This is a genomic window from Streptomyces sp. NPDC032940 (assembly GCF_040636935.1).
Taxonomy (GTDB): domain Bacteria; phylum Actinomycetota; class Actinomycetes; order Streptomycetales; family Streptomycetaceae; genus Streptomyces.
Genome location: NZ_JBEZVJ010000003.1, coordinates 174,954 through 191,200, shown reverse-complemented (window position 1 = coordinate 191,200; position 16,247 = coordinate 174,954). Strand labels below are relative to the sequence as shown.

The following is a 16,247-nucleotide window of genomic DNA, read 5'->3' as shown; positions in this document are numbered from 1 at the left end:
CGGTCAGGTCAGGCCCAGGGCCGGCATCAGGTAGTAGAAGGCGAAGACCGCGGAGACCGCGTACATCGCCACCGGAACCTCCCGGCCCCGGCCGGTGGCCAGGCGCAGCACCACGAAGGTGATGAAGCCCATGCCGATGCCGTTGGTGATCGAGTAGGTGAACGGCATCATCAGCATCGTCACGAAGGCCGGGACGGCGATCGTGAAGTCGGTCCAGTCGATCTCCGTGATCGAACCGGCCAGGATCAGGAAGCCGACCGCGACCAGTGCCGGGGTGGCCGCCTGCGAGGGGACCATCGTGGCGACCGGCGTGAGGAAGAGGGCCAGGGCGAACAGCCCGCCGCTGACGAGGTTGGCGAAGCCGGTGCGGGCGCCCTCGCCGACGCCGGCCGTGGACTCCACGAAGCAGGTCGTGGCCGAGGACGAGCTGGCGCCGCCCGCGGCGACCGCGATGCCGTCGACGAACAGGACCTTGTTGATGCCCGGCATCTGGCCCTCGCCGTCGGTCAGCTTGGCCTCGTCGCTGACGGCCATGATCGTGCCCATGGCGTCGAAGAAGCAGGACAGCAGGACGGTGAAGACGAACAGGACGCCGGTCAGGATGCCGACCTTCTCGAACCCGCCGAACAGGCTGACCTGGCCGACCAGGCCGAAGTCGGGCGTGGAGACCGGGTTGCCGGGCCACTCGGGGGTGGTCAGACCCCAGGACGGGACGTCGGTGACGGCGTTGATGATCATCGCGACGGCGGTCATCACGACGATGGAGATCAGGATGGCGCCGGGGGTCTTGCGGACGATCAGCGCCAGCGTGAGCAGCACACCGAGGACGAAGACCAGGACGGGCCAGCCGAGCAGGTGACCGCCCGTGCCCAGCTGGAGCGGGACGGTGGTCTGGGCGGCGTCCGGCATCCGGGTGACGAACCCGGAGTCCACGAGACCGATGAGCATGATGAACAGGCCGATACCGATGGCGATGGCCTTGCGCAGCCCGAAGGGCACGGCGTTCATCACCCGCTCGCGCAGACCGGTGGCGACCAGCAGCATGACGACGAAGCCGGCCAGCACCACCATGCCCATGGCGTCCGGCCAGGACATCCGCGGGGCGAGCTGGAGGGCGACGACGGAGTTCACGCCGAGACCGGCCGCGAGCGCGATCGGGACGTTGCCGATGACGCCCATCAGGAGCGTCGTGAACGCCGCCGTCAGCGCGGTCGCGGTGACCAGCTGGCCGTTGTCGAGCTGGTGGCCGTACATGTCCTTCGCGCTGCCCAGGATGATCGGGTTCAGCACGATGATGTAGGCCATCGCGAAGAAGGTGGCGAGACCGCCCCGGATCTCGCGGGGCAGCGTGCTGCCGCGCTCGGAGATGCGGAAGTAGCGGTCGAGGGCGTTCTGCGGGGGTCGCCGGCCCTCCGGCGACTCCGGGGACGGGGGGACCTTGGCAGCGGCCGAGGCGGACATGCGAGACCTCATCACCAACAGGTTCCCCCACGGCCTTGTTGGTGTTTTCTACGAATGAAAGCGGTCAGAGACAAACGGGTTCAGTATGAACGTATGAGCCGCGGATCGCTATCTCCGCGCGTAGAACCGTGCGGCGGCGCGCCGCACGGGTGTGCGCACCGGGCTCGTAAGCTGTACGCATGGCGAAGTGGACACCTACGCATGAGGCGCCGGAGCCCCTGGAGGGGCCCGTGGTCGCGACGATCACCGGCGGCACCGTCCTCTGGTTCGTCCTCTTCCTGGCCCAGCTGCCCTTCTACGGCTGGTTCGACGACCACGGGCACGCCTGGTGGGTGTGGACCTGCCTGGCGGGCGGCGGGCTCGGCCTGATCGGGATCTGGTACGTCCGCAGGCGGGACGCCGCGATCAAGCGGGACGCCGCGAGGACCCGGGACGGCGCCGCCCCGGAGGCCCGCCCCGCCGGGTAGTACCCGGGCTGCACCCGTCCCACCGCGTAGTACCAGGGCAGCACACGGCACCCACGCCTCCTCGTACCCAGGTCGGATCTTCCGCACATCCGGCGGGTGAAGCCGCAAAGCCGCACGTACCGTCGAATGCATGACGCATATCGACGCGGACTCCGCACTCGATCCGGCGCATCCCGTACCCCTGTCCTCACCCGAGACGGGGCTGACCACCGCCGAGGTCGCCGAACGGGTGGCGCGCGGGCAGGTCAACGACGTACCGGTGCGCAGCAGCCGCTCGCTCGGCGAGATCGTCCGCGCCAACGTCTTCACCCGCTTCAACGCGATCATCGGCGTGCTCTGGGTGATCATGCTGATCGTCGCGCCGATCCAGGACAGCCTCTTCGGCTTCGTGATCCTCGCCAACACCGGCATCGGCATCGTCCAGGAGTGGCGGGCGAAGAAGACCCTCGACTCGCTGGCCGTGATCGGCGAGGTCAGACCGGCCGTGCGCCGGGACGGCAGGAGCGCCGAGATCAGCACCTCGCAGATCGTGCTGGACGACGTCATCGAGATCGGCCCCGGCGACAAGGCCGTGGTCGACGGGGTGTGCGTCGAGGCCGACGGGCTGGAGATCGACGAGTCGCTGCTGACCGGCGAGGCCGACCCCGTCGTCAAACGGCCCGGGGACGAGGTCCTGTCCGGGAGCTTCGTCGTCGCGGGCGGCGGCGCGTTCCGCGCGACCAAGGTCGGGCGGGAGGCCTACGCCGCCCAGCTCGCCGAGGAGGCGTCCCGCTTCACCCTCGTCCAGTCCGAGCTGCGTTCCGGCATCTCCACGATCCTCAAGTACATCACCTGGATGATGGTCCCGACCGCGATCGGCCTGATCATCAGCCAGCTGCTCACCAAGGACGACGCATTCAAGGACTCCGTCGCGCGCACGGTCGGCGGCATCGTGCCCATGGTCCCCGAGGGGCTGGTCCTGCTCACCTCCGTCGCCTTCGCGATCGGCGTGATCCGCCTGGGCCGCAAGCAGTGCCTCGTCCAGGAGCTGCCCGCCATCGAGGGCCTCGCCCGCGTCGACACCGTCTGCCTGGACAAGACCGGCACCCTCACCGAGGGCGGCATGGACGTCACCGCGCTGCGCCCGCTCGGCGACGCCGACGAGGAGTACGTGCGCGCGGTGCTCGGCGCCCTCGGCGAGGCCGACCCCCGCCCGAACGCCTCCCTCCAGGCGATCATCGACGCCTATCCGGTCGCCGAGGACTGGCGCTGCACCGAGTCCCTGCCCTTCTCCTCCGCCCGCAAGTACGCCGGCGCCGCCTTCGACGAGGGCGGCGGCGCATGTGGCACCTGGCTGCTGGGCGCGCCCGACGTGCTGCTGGCCGAGGACGATCCCGCCCTCGCCGAGACCGAACGGCTCAACGAGCAGGGCCTGCGCGTGCTGCTGCTCGCCCGCGCCACCCGGGCCCTCGACGACGCCGAGCCCGCCGAGGGCGCCGTGCCGACCGCGCTGGTCGTGCTGGAACAGCGGCTGCGCCCGGACGCCGCCGACACCCTGCGCTACTTCGCCGACCAGGACGTACGGGCCAAGGTCATCTCCGGGGACAACGCGGTCTCCGTCGGCGCGGTCGCCGCCAAACTCGGGCTGTCCGGCACCGCCGTCGACGCGCGCCGGCTGCCCGCCGACCGGGAGGAGATGGCCGCCGAGCTCGACGCGGGCACCGTGTTCGGGCGGGTCACCCCGCAGCAGAAGCGGGACATGGTCGGCGCCCTCCAGTCCGCCGGGCACACGGTCGCGATGACCGGCGACGGGGTGAACGACGTCCTCGCGCTGAAGGACGCCGACATCGGCGTGGCGATGGGCTCGGGCTCGGAGGCCACCCGGGCGGTCGCGCAGATCGTCCTGCTGAACAACAGCTTCGCCACCCTGCCGTCGGTGGTGGCCGAGGGCCGCCGGGTCATCGGCAACATCACCCGGGTCGCGACGCTGTTCCTGGTGAAGACGGTGTACTCGGTGCTGCTGGCGGTGCTGGTGGTGTGCTCGCGCGTCGAGTACCCGTTCCTGCCCCGCCATCTGACGCTCCTGTCCACCCTCACCATCGGCGTCCCGGCCTTCTTCCTGGCCCTCGCCCCGAACAAGGAACGCGCCAGACCGCACTTCGTCCGGCGCGTCATGCGGTACGCCGTCCCGGGCGGGGTGGTGGCCGGCGCGGCGACCTTCGCGACGTACCTCCTGGCGCGGCACCACTACAGCGGGCCGGGGGCGCTGGACGCGGAGACCAGCGCGGCGACGCTGACGCTGTTCCTGATCTCGATGTGGGTCCTGGCGATCGTCGCCCGCCCCTACACCTGGTGGCGGGTGCTGCTGGTCGCGGCGATGGGGCTGGCCTTCGTGGTGGTCCTGGCGGTGCCGTGGCTCCAGGACTTCTTCGCGCTGAAGCTGGTGGGGGTGACGATGCCGTGGGCCGCCGTCGGCATCGCGGCGGCCGGTGCGGGCCTTCTGGAGCTGGCGTGGCGGTGGGTGGGGCAGCGGTTCCCCGCGTGAGGGGCCCGAGCGCGCCCACCCGGCGGAGCCGCACGCCGGCACGGCCCCGCTCCGTCAGTCGAACCAGCGGTCCCTGGCCAGCTCCTCCGTCCTCGACTCGTCCTCCAGCAGGGCCGCGACCTCGAAGCGCCGCGGCCACTGGCCCGCCGCCCAGGCGAGGCCCGCGGCCACGCCCTCCAGGGTCGCGGCGTGCAGCACGCCGTCGTCCGTCAGGCGCCAGTCGATCTCCACGCCGTCGACCACGAGCTCCTCGTGCTCCACGTACGACGCCGGGGTCCGCGCCCCCAGCAGCACCCGCACCGGCTCCGGTACGTCGTACTCGGTGCCCTCGGAGTCCACGCGGCCGGTGACGGACCGGCTCAGGCGCCGCACCTGGAACAGCTCCGCCAGTTCGGCGGCGAGCGCCGGCCGGACCGGCAGCAGCGGGACGCCCGACGTGAAGGGCAGCAGGTCGGGCGAGTCGACGACGACGGCGTCGGAGGCGTCCACCACCTCGACGCGGCCGTCACGCACGGCCCGCAGATCGTCCGGCAGGGTGACCTGCTCCGGGTCCAGCTCGGCCAGCGCCCCGTACAGGGCGTGCAGCTGGGCGGCCGTGACCGGGCGGTCGGGATCGGCGAGACGCTCCAGCAGCTCGGCCGCGCCGCCGGGCTCGTCGAGCAGGGCGGCCACGGACGTGCGTACGCCCAGCGCCCGCAGCACCTGCTCGTCCTCGAAGCCGGTCGCGTCGGCCTCGTCGTACAGGCCCCGCAGCAGCGGGTCGCCGCCGGCCGCGCGCAGTCCGGCCGGGCGCCGCCCGCCGAGCACCGGGTGCCCGCGCAGCCACCACGCCGTGTACGGCCGTACGGCCTCGTGGGTGCCGTCGGGCAGCAGGACGCGCACCGGTTCGACCAGGGCGTCCCGCAGCGGCGGCCGCGACAACATGGCCAGGGCCCGCGGCCACTGCTCGTCGTCCACCAGGTCCAGGTCGCGCACGGCGACGATCTCCGTGGCGACCGGGGGCACGGGGCTGTCCGGGAAGCGGTCGAGGACGTCCTCGCTCCACACGTCCACGGCGTCCAGCAGGCCCGCGTCGTCGGGCTCGGCGAAGTCGCCCTCACGGGGCTCCAGTTCGTCCGGGTCCAGGACGACGTCGGTGGCGCGGACGAGGGCGAAGGTGACGAGGACGCCGCAGGCGGCGAGCGGCTCCGGACCCCACTTCTCGGCGAGTTCGGCGTCCACGGCGGCGAGTTCGTCCTCGCGCATCACCTGCGCGAAGGGGCCGCCGGGGAAGACGAGTTCACCGGCCGGGGAGAGTTCACCGTCCTCGTCGGGCAGGGCGAGCGCACCGAGCCAGGGCTCGTCGCCGGGGCCGATCCCGGCGTCCCGGACCAGGCCGAGGACCGTGTCGGCCAGCTCTTCGGCGTCGAGGGCGTCCTCCTCCCAGTTCATGCCGCCCTCGTCGTCCAGCGAGGCGGCGACCGCGGCCCTGACCTGCGGGGTGGTCAGCACGGCGCGCGAGGTGGCCGGGAGCGCTCCGAGCTTCTCCAGGAGCGGATGGGCGGCGTCCGGGTGGACGACCTTGAGACCGAGGCGGGTGAGGACGCCCGGGTCGAGGGAGGCGGCGTCCGGGGAGGGCAGCAGCACCTGGCGGGGGCCGATCGTGGTCCGCCCTCCCCCAGAGCCGAAGGCCTGGGTGGTACCCCCGGCCAGAGGCACCGGCAGGCCGGACAGCCGGTCCGGGTCGACACCGGCGAGGCTGTCGTAGAGCCGCCACCACCACGCGGGGTCCTTCTCCAGGCCGGCCAGCCGGTCGATCGCGTCGGTCAGCGGCACCCGGGCCACGCCCAGCGTGCGCAGCTCCGGGCGGCGCTCCAGACCGCCGGGCAGCAGGGTGGGCAGCACCTCGGCGAGCACGCGCACCGTCTCCGCGCCCGCGCCCTCGACCACCTCCGCGTCGCGGGGACGCAGGGCCTCGGGCAGTTCGGGGTCGTCCTCGCGCGGCGGCAGGGCCGGCGGCAGGAAGGCGGTGCGCGGCAGCCGGTCGAGGATCGCCCGACGCAGCGCGCCGTCGAGTTCGCCCTTGCCCAGCGGGCCGGGCACGAGGTCGATGACGCCGGCGGCGACCGGACGCCAGTCGGCGAGGAGGGCGGCGTAGGCGTCCGCCGCGCGCTGCGTCAGGAAGTCGGTCAGCGGGCCGGGCGCGGTGTGCCGGCGGGTCGAGTCCAGCGGGAAGGACGCGATGAGCAGGGCGGGGACGCCGAGGGGCTCGTCGCTGGGGGTGGGGGCGTGCACGACGGGGCTGGTGCGGGGCCGGGCGGGAGAGCCGTCGGCGTCCACGGGGACGGCCCAGGTGACGGACCAGTGGGGGCGCAGCCGCTCCTCCACCGGCCGGTCGGCGAGCAGATCGGGCGTGAGCGGCCCGTGCGCCGCGGCGGTACGCCAGCGGGTCGTGCCCTCCCGCGAGTCCTCCACGACGGTCAGGGCACCGTCCGTGCCGCGCCGCAGCGTCCGTACGTCGTCCCCCGCCTCGATCACGACCTCCTCCAGGCCCGGCAGGGCGAGGAGCAGGGCGTCGTCCACGGCGTGCAGGAGCCGTTCGGCGAGGTCGGCTGCGGCCGTGTCCCGCAGCGGCAGGATGACGGCCGTGTCGTACGGGTCGGGGGCGCTGCCCTCGGCGGGGAACGGCAGCCGCAGCAGCGGCACATGGCCGTCGCGCCGCCGCAGCTCGTCGCCCAGGCCGGGACTGTGCAGCGCGGTGTCGGCGGCCAGTCCCCGCGCCTCGGCCAGGGACCAGCGCACGCCGCCGTGCCGGCCGACGACGGCGGGTTCGTCGGTGACCGCGAGGACGGCGGCGAAGCCGACCCCGAACCGGCCGACGGCACCCTCGCCGCCCTCCCGCTTGGCGGAGGCCCGCAGCGTGGACAGCGACTCGGCGCCGACCGCGTCCAGCGGGGCGCCGGTGTTGGCGGCGACGAGGACGCCGTCGCGCAGGGTCAGCCGGAGCCGGCCGGGCACGCCCGCGCGGGCGGCGGCGTCGGCGGCGTTCTGGGCGAGCTCGACGACCAGCCGGTCGCGGTAGCCGCCGAGGACGAGGTCCTCCTCGGCGTTGGCGTCCTCACGGAACCGGGCGGGGCTCGCCGCCCAGGCGTCCAGCACTCCGCGCCGCAGACGTGCCGTGCCGAACGGGTCGGTGCCCTCGGCGGCGGGCTGCACGAACATGCTCACGGTGACTCTCCTCGTCGACGGACCACGAAGGTACCGCGAGGACGCGCGCCCGCCGACGCCGAACGCCGGTCGGCGCCACTTCCCGGCCCGTCCGGCGTTCGGGGACGAGGCCGTCGAGGCCGAGGGGGTCCGGGGACGCAGCCCCCGGGACGCGCGCCACGACGCACCCGCCCACGCCGCGGAGCGCACCCGCACCGCCTCACGCCGCGGAGCGGCCCCGCGTCGTCAGGAATGACCCAGCTCGGCCGACGCCTCGTCCTCCGTCACCGGCACCGACCCGGAGTCCGACGCCGGCCGCAGCGGGAACGGGTCGATCCGCGTCTCGTCGATCACCGGCGGAGCCGGCTGCGGGGTCTTCGGCATCACCGCGGCCTCGGAGTGGCCGCCGCAGCCGTAGGCCAGGGACACGACCCGGCCGTCCGCCGGGGAGAACTCGTTGGCGCACACCCCGAAGGCCTGGCCCAGCGAGCCGCCGATGCGGGCGAGGAAGCCGCAGGAGGCGCAGGTGGCCGGCGCGGCCTGGGCCATCGCCGTCTTGGGCCCGAAGGCGTCCTCCCACCGGTCGGCGGCGATGTGCAGGCCGTAGCGGGAGAGCACCCGCGCACGGCGCAGGCCCAGCTCCTCGGCGACCGCCGCGATCGTGCCGCGGGCCGGGGTGGTCGACAGCTCGGCGGGCGGCCCGGCCGTGACCTCGGCGTCCTCGGCCTCGACCAGGTCGGCCATCTCGTGGGAGACGGCGGAGTTCGGCGGCGGCTCGTCCTCGCCGGTCCACCCCGGCTCGAGCCGCAGGTCCTCCGCGTCGGTGGGCAGCAGATCGCCGGGCCCCATGTCGCCGGGGCGCAGCCGCTCGCTCCACGGCACCCACTCGGGGGCGAGGAGGGCGTCCGGGCCGGGCAGCAGTACCGCCTCGTCCACGGTGACGATCTTGGCGCGGGAGGCCCGGGCCACGGTGACGGCCCAGCGCCAGCCCCGGTATCCCAGCTCCTTGGCTGCGAAGTAGTGCGTGACGACCCGGTCGCCCTCCGACACCAGCCCCTCGTGCTCGCCGACGACGCCGGGTGCGGCGGCCTCCTCGGCTGCGGCGCGGGCGAGGTCGACGGCCTCGGCGCACAGACGGTCAGGGGTGCGGCTTCGCGTTGTCGCTGCGCTCACAGGTATCGCTTCTCTCCATACGCCGTCTCACGAGTGCGCCGCTGCCTGCGAGGGGCGGACGGAGCGGACCTGTGGACCGCGTCGACGTCCGCGCCCGATCGCGCTCGGGCACACCTACGTCATCCATTCTGCGGTATGGCCGTAAGGCGCGCGGCCGAGAACGTTCGCCACGGCGCGCTAGGCACGCTACCTGCTCAGGTGCGCTGGGCCTACACCGACGGGGAGTTTCGGCGAGGGCACCCGCGCGCCGCACCCCGGCCGCGGGCCCCGGCCGGCGCGCGCGGAACCCGCCCAGAACCCCGGCGGGGCCCGTGCCCGGCGCCGCCGGACCGCCCCGGACGGGCCCCGCGCCGGACCCCCGGACGGGCCCCCGGGCCGCCCGACTCGTCCGTACCATCCGTGCCGTAACGACGCTAGAGCCCAGTCTCACGGGGCACTATGACGGAGTGGCAGCCGCACGGACGGAGTTCAAGGGCGGGAGCCGGGGACGTGGTCCCGGCCGGTTCCGCGCGCTCGGCCGTGCCCTGCGCCTGCCGGTCACCGGGACCGTCCGCGGCATCCGCCGGGCAACGCACGCGCACGGCGCCGGCGAGTCCGGCCTCGGCAAGCTGATCGAGCTGCACGGGGTGAACGGCGCCGGCGACGTCATGATCACCGTCGCCCTCGCCTCCACCGTCTTCTTCTCCGTGCCGACCGACGAGGCGCGCGGCCGGGTCGCGCTCTACCTCGCGATCACCATGGCCCCGTTCACGCTCCTCGCCCCCGTCATCGGCCCGATCCTGGACCGCGTCCCGCACGGCCGCCGCGCGGCCATGGCGACCGCGATGGCCGCCCGCGCCCTGCTCGCGCTGGTGCTGTCCGGCGCGGTGATCACCGGCAGCATCGAGATGTACCCGGCGGCGCTCGGCGTCCTCGTCGCCTCCAAGGCGTACGGCGTGGTGAGAAGCGCGGTGGTGCCCCGGCTGCTGCCGCCCCGCTTCTCCCTGGTGAAGGCCAACTCGCGGGTCACGCTGTGCGGGCTGCTCGCCACCGGCGTGGCCGCGCCCATCGGGGCCGGACTCCAGCACCTCGGACCGCGCTGGCCGCTCTACGGCGCGTTCGTGATCTTCGTGGCGGGGACCGTGCTGTCGTTCACGCTGCCGCGGAAGGTGGACTCCGCCCGAGGTGAGGACCGGGCGCTGCTCGCCGCGGACGAACGGCATCTGCACGGGCCGCACCGCAGGTCGGGCAAGCGCCCCGGACTGCGCACGGTCGGCCCGGCGGTCACCCACGCGCTGGCCGCCAACGCCGCCATCCGCTGCCTCACCGGCTTCCTGATCTTCTTCCTGGCGTTCCTGCTGCGCGTCCACCCGATGACGGGCCAGAGCGCGGCGGTGTCGCTGGGCATCGTGGGCGTCGCGGCCGGCGCGGGCAACGCGCTGGGCACGGCCGTCGGGGCGTGGCTGCGGTCCCGGGCGCCGGAGGTCATCATCGTGACGGTCGTCGCGATCGTGCTGGGCGCGGCGCTCACGACCGCGGTGTTCTTCGGAGCGGTGCTCGTGGCGTGTCTGGCCGCGGTGGCCGGATTCGCACAGGCGCTGGCCAAGCTGTCCCTGGACGCGCTGATCCAGCGGGACGTCCCCGAGCACGTCCGCACCTCGGCGTTCGCCCGCTCGGAGACGCTGCTCCAGGTCGCCTGGGTGTTCGGCGGCGCGGTGGGCATCGTGCTGCCGCTCGACGGCACGCTGGGCATGTCGGTGGCCGCCGCCATCGTCGCCGCCGGATGGCTGACCACCGTACGGGGGTTGATCGGTTCGGCCCGGCACGGAGGGACCGCACGGGCCAGGGTGGCGTGACCACGCCACGCCGTACCCAGGTGGGGGGACGGCAGGGGCCGCAATATAGCCTTCGTCCCATGACCACGTTGCCCCGCGGCGCAGCCGCCATCGGACACCGCGTTGTGCGACGCCGCCGTGCCGTCGCCGCCGCCGGTGCCGTATCCGCCGGACTGCTCCTGCTGTCCGCCTGTGACGAGCCGACCGCCCTGTCCACGATCACGGTCGGCAGTGACTCGGTCAGCTCCGAGGCCACCTGCGGAGGACAGGACAAGGCCCTGTCCGACGACGAGATCAACAAGTGCCTCAAGGACCCGGACGCCAAGTCGATCACCGTCGACCAGGACGAGACCGTCCGCTTCGGCGTCGACCCGGAGATCGCCGACGATCACTGGACGATCCTGATGAACGGGCAGCAGCTGGTCGAGGACAGCAAGAAGACCTACCGGACCATCCCGGGCAGCGTCTTCTTCAACGCCCAGTACGGCGCCCAGGGCGACTCCACGAACGTCGCCATCGCGGCCCGTGACGGCAAGGAAGGCAGCCAGAAGATCACCGGCGTGTGGGTCTTCAAGCTGAAGAAGGACGACTGACCACGTCCTCCGTGCGTGTCCTCGTGGCCACCGCGGTCCCCGCCGAACGGGACGCGGTGGCTCGGGCGTTCCCGGCGCCGGCCGTCGAGACGCCCCGGCCCGGGGTGGTCCTGCACCGGCTCCCGGACGGGCCCGACCTGCTGGCGGCCGGCGTCGGCCCCGCCCTCGCCGCCGCCTCCACCGCCGCCGCCCTCACCGCCGCGGCCCTGCACCACGCCCCGTACGCCCTGGTCGTCTCGGCCGGCATCGGCGGCGGCTTCGCGCCCGGCGCGCCCGTCGGCTCCCTCGTCGTCGCCGACGAGATCACCGCCGCCGACCTGGGCGCCGAGACCGCCGACGGCTTCCTGCCGGTGACCGACCTCGGCTTCGGCACGGTCACCCACCGCCCGCCCGCCGGGCTCGTCACCGCCGTCGCCGACGCGACCGGCGCCCGCCCCGGCAGCGTCCTGACCGGCTCCACCGTCACCGGCACCGCCGAACGCGCCGCGCTGCTGCGCGCCCGCCACCCCCGCGCCCTCGCCGAGGCCATGGAGGGCTTCGGCGTCGCCGAGGCCGCCGCCGCGCACGGGGTGCCCGTGCTGGAGCTGCGCGCGGTCTCCAACCCGGTCGGCCCCCGCGACCGCGCCGCGTGGCGCATCGGCGACGCGCTCGCGGCCCTCACCGACGCCTTCGGGAAGCTCGCCCCCGTCCTCACGAGTTGGAACCCTCATGACCACTGAGCCCCTGCAGATCGCGTACTCGCCCTGCCCGAACGACACCTTCGTCTTCGACGCCCTGGCCCACGGCCGCGTACCCGGCGCCCCCGCCCTCGACGTGACCTTCGCCGACATCGACATCACCAACGGCATGGCCGAGCGGGGCGAGTCCGACGTGCTGAAGGTGTCGTACGCGGTGCTGCCGTACGTCCTCGGTGAGTACGCCCTGCTGCCCTGCGGCGGCGCGCTGGGCCGGGGCTGCGGCCCGCTGGTGCTGACCCGGGAGGCGGACGCGGACTTGCGCGGCCGCACCGTCGCGGTGCCGAGCGAGACGTCCACCGCCTACCTGCTGTTCCGCCTCTGGGCGGCCGACACGGTGCCCGGCGGGGTCGGCGAGATCGTCGTCATGCCGTTCCACGAGATCATGCCGGCCGTACGGGACGGAAAGGCCGACGCGGGCCTCGTCATCCACGAGGCACGCTTCACGTACCAGAACTACGGTCTCCACAAGCTCGCCGACATGGGCGAGCACTGGGAGCACACCACCGGGCTGCCGATCCCGCTCGGCGCGATCATCGCCAAGCGGTCGCTGGGCGCCGAGACGCTGACCCGGCTCGCCGAGTCCGTGCGCGCCTCGGTCCGCGCGGCCTGGGACGACCCCGAGGCGTCCCGCCCTTACGTGATGGAGCACGCCCAGGAGATGGACCCGGCCGTCGCCGACCAGCACATCGGCCTGTACGTCAACGAGTTCACGGCCGACCTGGGCGAGGACGGCTACGCGGCGATCCGGGGCCTGCTGACCCGCGCGGCGGCCGAGGGACTGGTACCGGCCCTCGGCCCGGACGCGCTGGCGTTCCCCTAGGGCCAGGGCCTGTCGTTTGGATCAGGTCGGCCGAGAGCGACCGTGCGTCTCGGCCGACCCGAGCCCCGCGACGCCGACATGATCCAAGCGACAGGCCCTGGGCGGGTCAGACGTCGAGCTGGTCGGCGACCGCGCGGAGCAGGCCGGCGATCTTCTTGCCGGCGGCCTTCTCGGGGTACCGGCCCCGCTCGAGCATCGGGGTGATGTTCTCCAGCAGGGTCGTCAGGTCCTGCACGATGGAGGCGAGTTCGTCGGGCTTCTTGCGCTGCGCCGCCGCGACCGACGGGGCCGGCTCCAGCAGCGTCAGGGACAGCGCCTGGTCACCGCGCTGACCGGCGACGACGCCGAACTCCACGCGCTGGCCCGGCTTCAGTGTCTCGACTCCGGCGGGGAGGACCGAGGAATGCACGAAGACGTCACCGCCGTCGTCGCGGGAGAGAAAGCCGAAGCCCTTCTCGGTGTTGAACCACTTGACCTTGCCAGTCGGCAAAGCACACACTCCCTCGATCGGTCCCGGACGGGGCCGGACGCCTTTGAACTGCCGTTGACCACCTTACTGGGGCTCTCCCCAGGGACACACAGGCTTAATCCCGCCTGGAAACCAGGCTGAAGCCCCCACTGGACACTCCGGGCGAGGTCAACTTTCCAGATGCCCAGGTCTCTCCCCGGGCAGCAGCGATCAGGTCCGGGTGCCCCCGCCTCTACGCTCGGTACCGCTTTGTCATGGCAGATGAGTGCGGAGATCGAATGCGTGACCTTTACACGGACACGCCGTTGATCGGATGACAGGATCACAAGTGCAGGGGGTGAGTAGTGAGCCGGAAACTGCCGGTCGGCGAGAGCGAGACCACCCGCACGGCGTGCGTCCGTAGCCTGCTGCGCTCTGCGGTCGACGAGCGGACCGGCGAGCTCCTGTCCACCCGCGTGTTGGCCGAGCGGGTCGGTTGGGCTACGGATCTCCTGTCCGGCATGACAAGCGAGCTGACTGCCGCGCACTGGAACGCCACCGATGTGGACGCTCTCGCCTCCGGCGAGGATGCCGGGGGACGGAAGCTGCCGTCGAACGCCTGAATGGCGCTGCGCCGCCTGGGCTGGACCGTGACGGTCCCCGAGGGGATGAAGGTCGACGACCGGATCGTGCGCATGGCCCAGGACGTCCCCCGGTTGTTCCTTCGGGCTGGGAACTACCCTGGTCGGGTGCGTGACAAAACCCGAACGAATTCCGCCGTGCCCGGTGACCGGCTGATCCGCGCCGGTGCGATCGTCTTTTTCGTCGGCGCCGTGGCCACACTGGTCACGGTGGCCCCGCTGTTTCTGGGGACGACGCCCTTTCCCACCTACATGTTCGCACTGAGCATGCTCATGGGAGTGGGTTTCCTGGTCTCCGGCGCGGGGGTGCTCCGGTCGGTCGCCGCGGGGCGGCGTCAGGCGCGGGCCGCGGCCGGCCCGCCGGCGTCGCGGTAGCCCGCGAGCCATTCGGGGAATTCCGTCAGGTCGGTCAGGACGACGTCGGCGCCCGCCGCGCGCAGTTCCTCGGCGCTGCACGGTCCGCTGGCCACGGCGACGGAGAGGGCGCCCGCCGTGCGTGCGCCGCGGACGTCGCCGAGGTGGTCGCCGACGTACACGTGTGCGCCGTGCTCGCGCAGCGCCACGGCCTTCTGCTCGGCCCACAGGTCGCCGACCACCGCGTCCGGCTCGATGCCGAGGTGGTCCAGGTGCAGCTTGGCGCTGGGCTCGTACTTGGCGGTCACGACGACCGCCCGCCCGCCTGCCGCGCGCACCGCCTCGACCGCCTCCCGGGCGCCGGGCAGCGCGGTCGTGGCGGTGACGGCGTACGTCGGGTACAGCTCCCGGTACAGGTCGGCGACGGCCGCTATCTCGTCGGCGGGGAACCAGTTCGCCAGCTCCTCCACCAGCGGCGGTCCGAGCCGGGTGACGGCGAGGTCGGCGTCGACGTACGTGCCCGTCCGCTCGGACAGCGCCACGTAGCAGGCGCGGATGCCGGGCCGGGAGTCGATCAGGGTCATGTCGAGGTCGAAGCCGACGGTGGGCGCGGTGGCGGGGCGGGTCGTGGAGGCCATACGGCCATTGTGCCGGGCCCCGGGTCCCCCAGCTGCGGGCAGTCGTGCCTCCCCCAGTGCCCGAACGGCCTGGGGAGGTACCCCCGGGGGCGGCGCGGATGGGCGGTGGGGGCACCTCCCGCTCATGGGGGTGCCCCGCGCATGGGGGTCCCCCCGCGCGAGCGAAGCCGAGCGTGGGAGAGAAGCCGAGCGTGGGAGAGGCACCCGCTTCGCCGGGTCCCGCGCGACCCACCCGCCCTGCATCCGCGCCGGCACCCGGCAACACCGGACCGCGTGCCCCGGTCCACGCCCGCGCCGGGCGCCTTCAAGCGCGAGTACGCCGCGAGCGCCAGATCAGGTACAGCGCCGTCGCGACCGCCGCGGACCGCAGGACCCACGGCCACGTCTCGGCGACGGCGTCGTTCATGTGGCCCTCGGCCACCGGATCGCCCCAGCGGCCCTCCGTGCGGCCCCAGAGCCAGACCACACCGGCCGCCAGAACGGTGCCGGGCAGGCCCAGTACCGCCCACTTCGCCTGGGCCGGGGTCAGCCGGCGGGAGAGGTAGGTGATCAGCCAGCCCAGGCCCAGCGGGACGAGGCTGCCGAGGACGGCGCCGGCGATCAGCAGCGCGGCGGCGAGCAGGAGGAGGGGGTTGTTCCAGCCGCCCTCCGGCCAGAGCCGGCGGCGGAGCGGGGTGCGGGCGGGGCGGGACTCGGCGGGCTTCGCCGCGGGCGGGTCAGCCGCGTCCGCCGTGTCGTCGGCGTCCTCGGCCTCCTTCGGCGCCTTTCGGCTGGTGGCGCCCTTGCCGCCCCTCGGCCCCGGCTCGCCCGGCGGGGGCTTGAGCAGGTCCGGGATCTCCACGCCGCCGACGAAGCCGGGCACGCTGTCGCCGTCGCCCGCGAACGGGCTGTCGTCCAGCCGCCACCAGTCCGGCTGCACGGCGCTGTCGCCCAGTTCCTGCGCGCTCGCCAGGTGCGGCGGGGCTGCGGCGGGCTCGGCCGCGGGCGGCGGCGCGGCGGGGCGGGGGCGCGGTACGGCGCGCCGCAGGCCCTTGCGCTTCTCCCGGCCCTCCGGCTCGGCGTCCCGTTGTACGGGCACGGCGGCGGACGCCCCGCCGGAGCCCCCGGGCGGGCCCGACGCGCCGGTGCCGCCCGCCGCGTCGACGATGTCGTCGGGGCTGCCGAGCCGGTCCAGGATGCGGCGGACGGCGGCCGGGCTGTCGACGGTCGTCCTCGCGCGGCGCCGGTCGATCTCGTTGCGCAGCTCGGACACCAGCCGCATGCGGGTGGACGACGGCAGCTGCCGTTGCTGGGCCACGTCGCCGACGCGGCTCAGATACTCGTAGACGACCTGGTCGCTCTCGATCCCCACGAACCCCTCCGGGGCGGGTGAGTTGTGATACCCCGTCGGA

14 protein-coding genes are annotated in these 16,247 nt (G+C 73.8%); 8 read left to right on the top strand and 6 right to left on the bottom strand.

The window, feature by feature from the left end; translation table 11 throughout:
- Nucleotides 1-3 precede the first annotated feature (3 nt).
- Nucleotides 4-1,461 carry an NCS2 family permease gene (locus AB0E77_RS05845; protein WP_361566075.1) on the bottom strand — a complete coding sequence of 486 codons (1,458 nt, stop codon included), beginning with the start codon at nt 1,459-1,461 and terminating at the stop codon, nt 4-6.
- Between the two features lie 179 nt (nt 1,462-1,640).
- On the opposite strand from AB0E77_RS05845, the gene AB0E77_RS05840 reads away from it, so the two are divergent.
- Together AB0E77_RS05840 and AB0E77_RS05835 are read left to right on the top strand one after the other, a co-directional pair.
- The gene (locus AB0E77_RS05840) at nt 1,641-1,928 is read left to right on the top strand and encodes a DUF2530 domain-containing protein (protein WP_361566072.1); all 288 of its coding nucleotides are present in this window, start codon (nt 1,641-1,643) and stop codon (nt 1,926-1,928) included.
- 130 nt (nt 1,929-2,058) lie between these two features.
- The gene (locus AB0E77_RS05835) at nt 2,059-4,452 is read left to right on the top strand and encodes an HAD-IC family P-type ATPase (protein WP_361566069.1); all 2,394 of its coding nucleotides are present in this window, start codon (nt 2,059-2,061) and stop codon (nt 4,450-4,452) included.
- A 54-nt stretch (nt 4,453-4,506) separates the two neighbouring features.
- On the opposite strand, the gene AB0E77_RS05830 is transcribed toward AB0E77_RS05835, so the two are convergent.
- Together AB0E77_RS05830 and AB0E77_RS05825 are read right to left on the bottom strand one after the other, a co-directional pair.
- Nucleotides 4,507-7,659, bottom strand: coding sequence for a molecular chaperone Hsp90 (locus tag AB0E77_RS05830; RefSeq protein ID WP_361566066.1), 3,153 nt, complete (start codon nt 7,657-7,659; stop codon nt 4,507-4,509).
- 225 nt (nt 7,660-7,884) lie between these two features.
- Nucleotides 7,885-8,811: a DUF3027 domain-containing protein gene (locus AB0E77_RS05825; RefSeq protein WP_361566063.1), complete on the bottom strand. Its 927-nt coding sequence runs from the start codon at nt 8,809-8,811 to the stop codon at nt 7,885-7,887.
- A gap of 446 nt (nt 8,812-9,257) precedes the next feature.
- On the opposite strand from AB0E77_RS05825, the gene AB0E77_RS05820 reads away from it, so the two are divergent.
- The 4 genes from AB0E77_RS05820 to AB0E77_RS05805 are packed head-to-tail and all read left to right on the top strand — an operon-like array spanning nt 9,258 to nt 12,775.
- Nucleotides 9,258-10,646 carry an MFS transporter gene (locus tag AB0E77_RS05820; protein WP_361566061.1) on the top strand — a complete coding sequence of 463 codons (1,389 nt, stop codon included), beginning with the start codon at nt 9,258-9,260 and terminating at the stop codon, nt 10,644-10,646.
- A 59-nt stretch (nt 10,647-10,705) separates the two neighbouring features.
- Nucleotides 10,706-11,218, top strand: a complete 513-nt coding sequence (locus AB0E77_RS05815; protein WP_361566058.1) for a DUF2771 domain-containing protein — start codon at nt 10,706-10,708, stop codon at nt 11,216-11,218.
- An 11-nt stretch (nt 11,219-11,229) separates the two neighbouring features.
- The gene (locus AB0E77_RS05810) at nt 11,230-11,937 is read left to right on the top strand and encodes a futalosine hydrolase (RefSeq protein WP_361566055.1); all 708 of its coding nucleotides are present in this window, start codon (nt 11,230-11,232) and stop codon (nt 11,935-11,937) included.
- Entirely contained in the window at nt 11,927-12,775 is an 849-nt protein-coding gene (locus AB0E77_RS05805; protein ID WP_361566052.1) for a 1,4-dihydroxy-6-naphthoate synthase, read from the top strand. Before AB0E77_RS05810 ends, AB0E77_RS05805 begins: the two co-directional genes overlap by 11 nt.
- 106 nt (nt 12,776-12,881) lie before the next feature.
- On the opposite strand, the gene AB0E77_RS05800 is transcribed toward AB0E77_RS05805, so the two are convergent.
- Entirely contained in the window at nt 12,882-13,265 is a 384-nt protein-coding gene (locus AB0E77_RS05800) for a cold-shock protein (RefSeq protein WP_361566049.1), read from the bottom strand.
- A 323-nt stretch (nt 13,266-13,588) separates the two neighbouring features.
- Between AB0E77_RS05800 and AB0E77_RS05795 the strand changes: the two genes are divergently transcribed.
- Together AB0E77_RS05795 and AB0E77_RS05790 are read left to right on the top strand one after the other, a co-directional pair.
- Nucleotides 13,589-13,846, top strand: coding sequence for a hypothetical protein (locus tag AB0E77_RS05795; protein WP_361566046.1), 258 nt, complete (start codon nt 13,589-13,591; stop codon nt 13,844-13,846).
- A 126-nt stretch (nt 13,847-13,972) separates the two neighbouring features.
- Complete coding sequence (locus AB0E77_RS05790) at nt 13,973-14,239, top strand: hypothetical protein (protein ID WP_361566673.1); 267 nt, start codon at nt 13,973-13,975, stop codon at nt 14,237-14,239.
- Here AB0E77_RS05790 and AB0E77_RS05785 read toward each other — a convergent pair.
- Together AB0E77_RS05785 and AB0E77_RS05780 are read right to left on the bottom strand one after the other, a co-directional pair.
- The gene (locus tag AB0E77_RS05785) at nt 14,200-14,856 is read right to left on the bottom strand and encodes a haloacid dehalogenase-like hydrolase (protein WP_361566043.1); all 657 of its coding nucleotides are present in this window, start codon (nt 14,854-14,856) and stop codon (nt 14,200-14,202) included. The genes AB0E77_RS05790 and AB0E77_RS05785 overlap by 40 nt on opposite strands.
- A gap of 304 nt (nt 14,857-15,160) precedes the next feature.
- Nucleotides 15,161-16,207 (bottom strand): hypothetical protein, encoded by a 1,047-nt coding sequence (locus tag AB0E77_RS05780; RefSeq protein ID WP_361566040.1) that lies wholly within the window; start codon nt 16,205-16,207, stop codon nt 15,161-15,163.
- Nucleotides 16,208-16,247: the final 40 nt, after the last annotated feature.

Coding starts and splice junctions, on each gene's coding strand:
- AB0E77_RS05845 (WP_361566075.1), bottom strand. CDS start 1,461: ATGTCCGCCTCGGCCGCTGCCAAGGTCCCCCCGTCCCCGGAGTCGCCG.
- AB0E77_RS05840 (WP_361566072.1), top strand. CDS start 1,641: ATGGCGAAGTGGACACCTACGCATGAGGCGCCGGAGCCCCTGGAGGGG.
- AB0E77_RS05835 (WP_361566069.1), top strand. CDS start 2,059: ATGACGCATATCGACGCGGACTCCGCACTCGATCCGGCGCATCCCGTA.
- AB0E77_RS05815 (WP_361566058.1), top strand. CDS start 10,706: ATGACCACGTTGCCCCGCGGCGCAGCCGCCATCGGACACCGCGTTGTG.
- AB0E77_RS05805 (WP_361566052.1), top strand. CDS start 11,927: ATGACCACTGAGCCCCTGCAGATCGCGTACTCGCCCTGCCCGAACGAC.
- AB0E77_RS05785 (WP_361566043.1), bottom strand. CDS start 14,856: ATGGCCTCCACGACCCGCCCCGCCACCGCGCCCACCGTCGGCTTCGAC.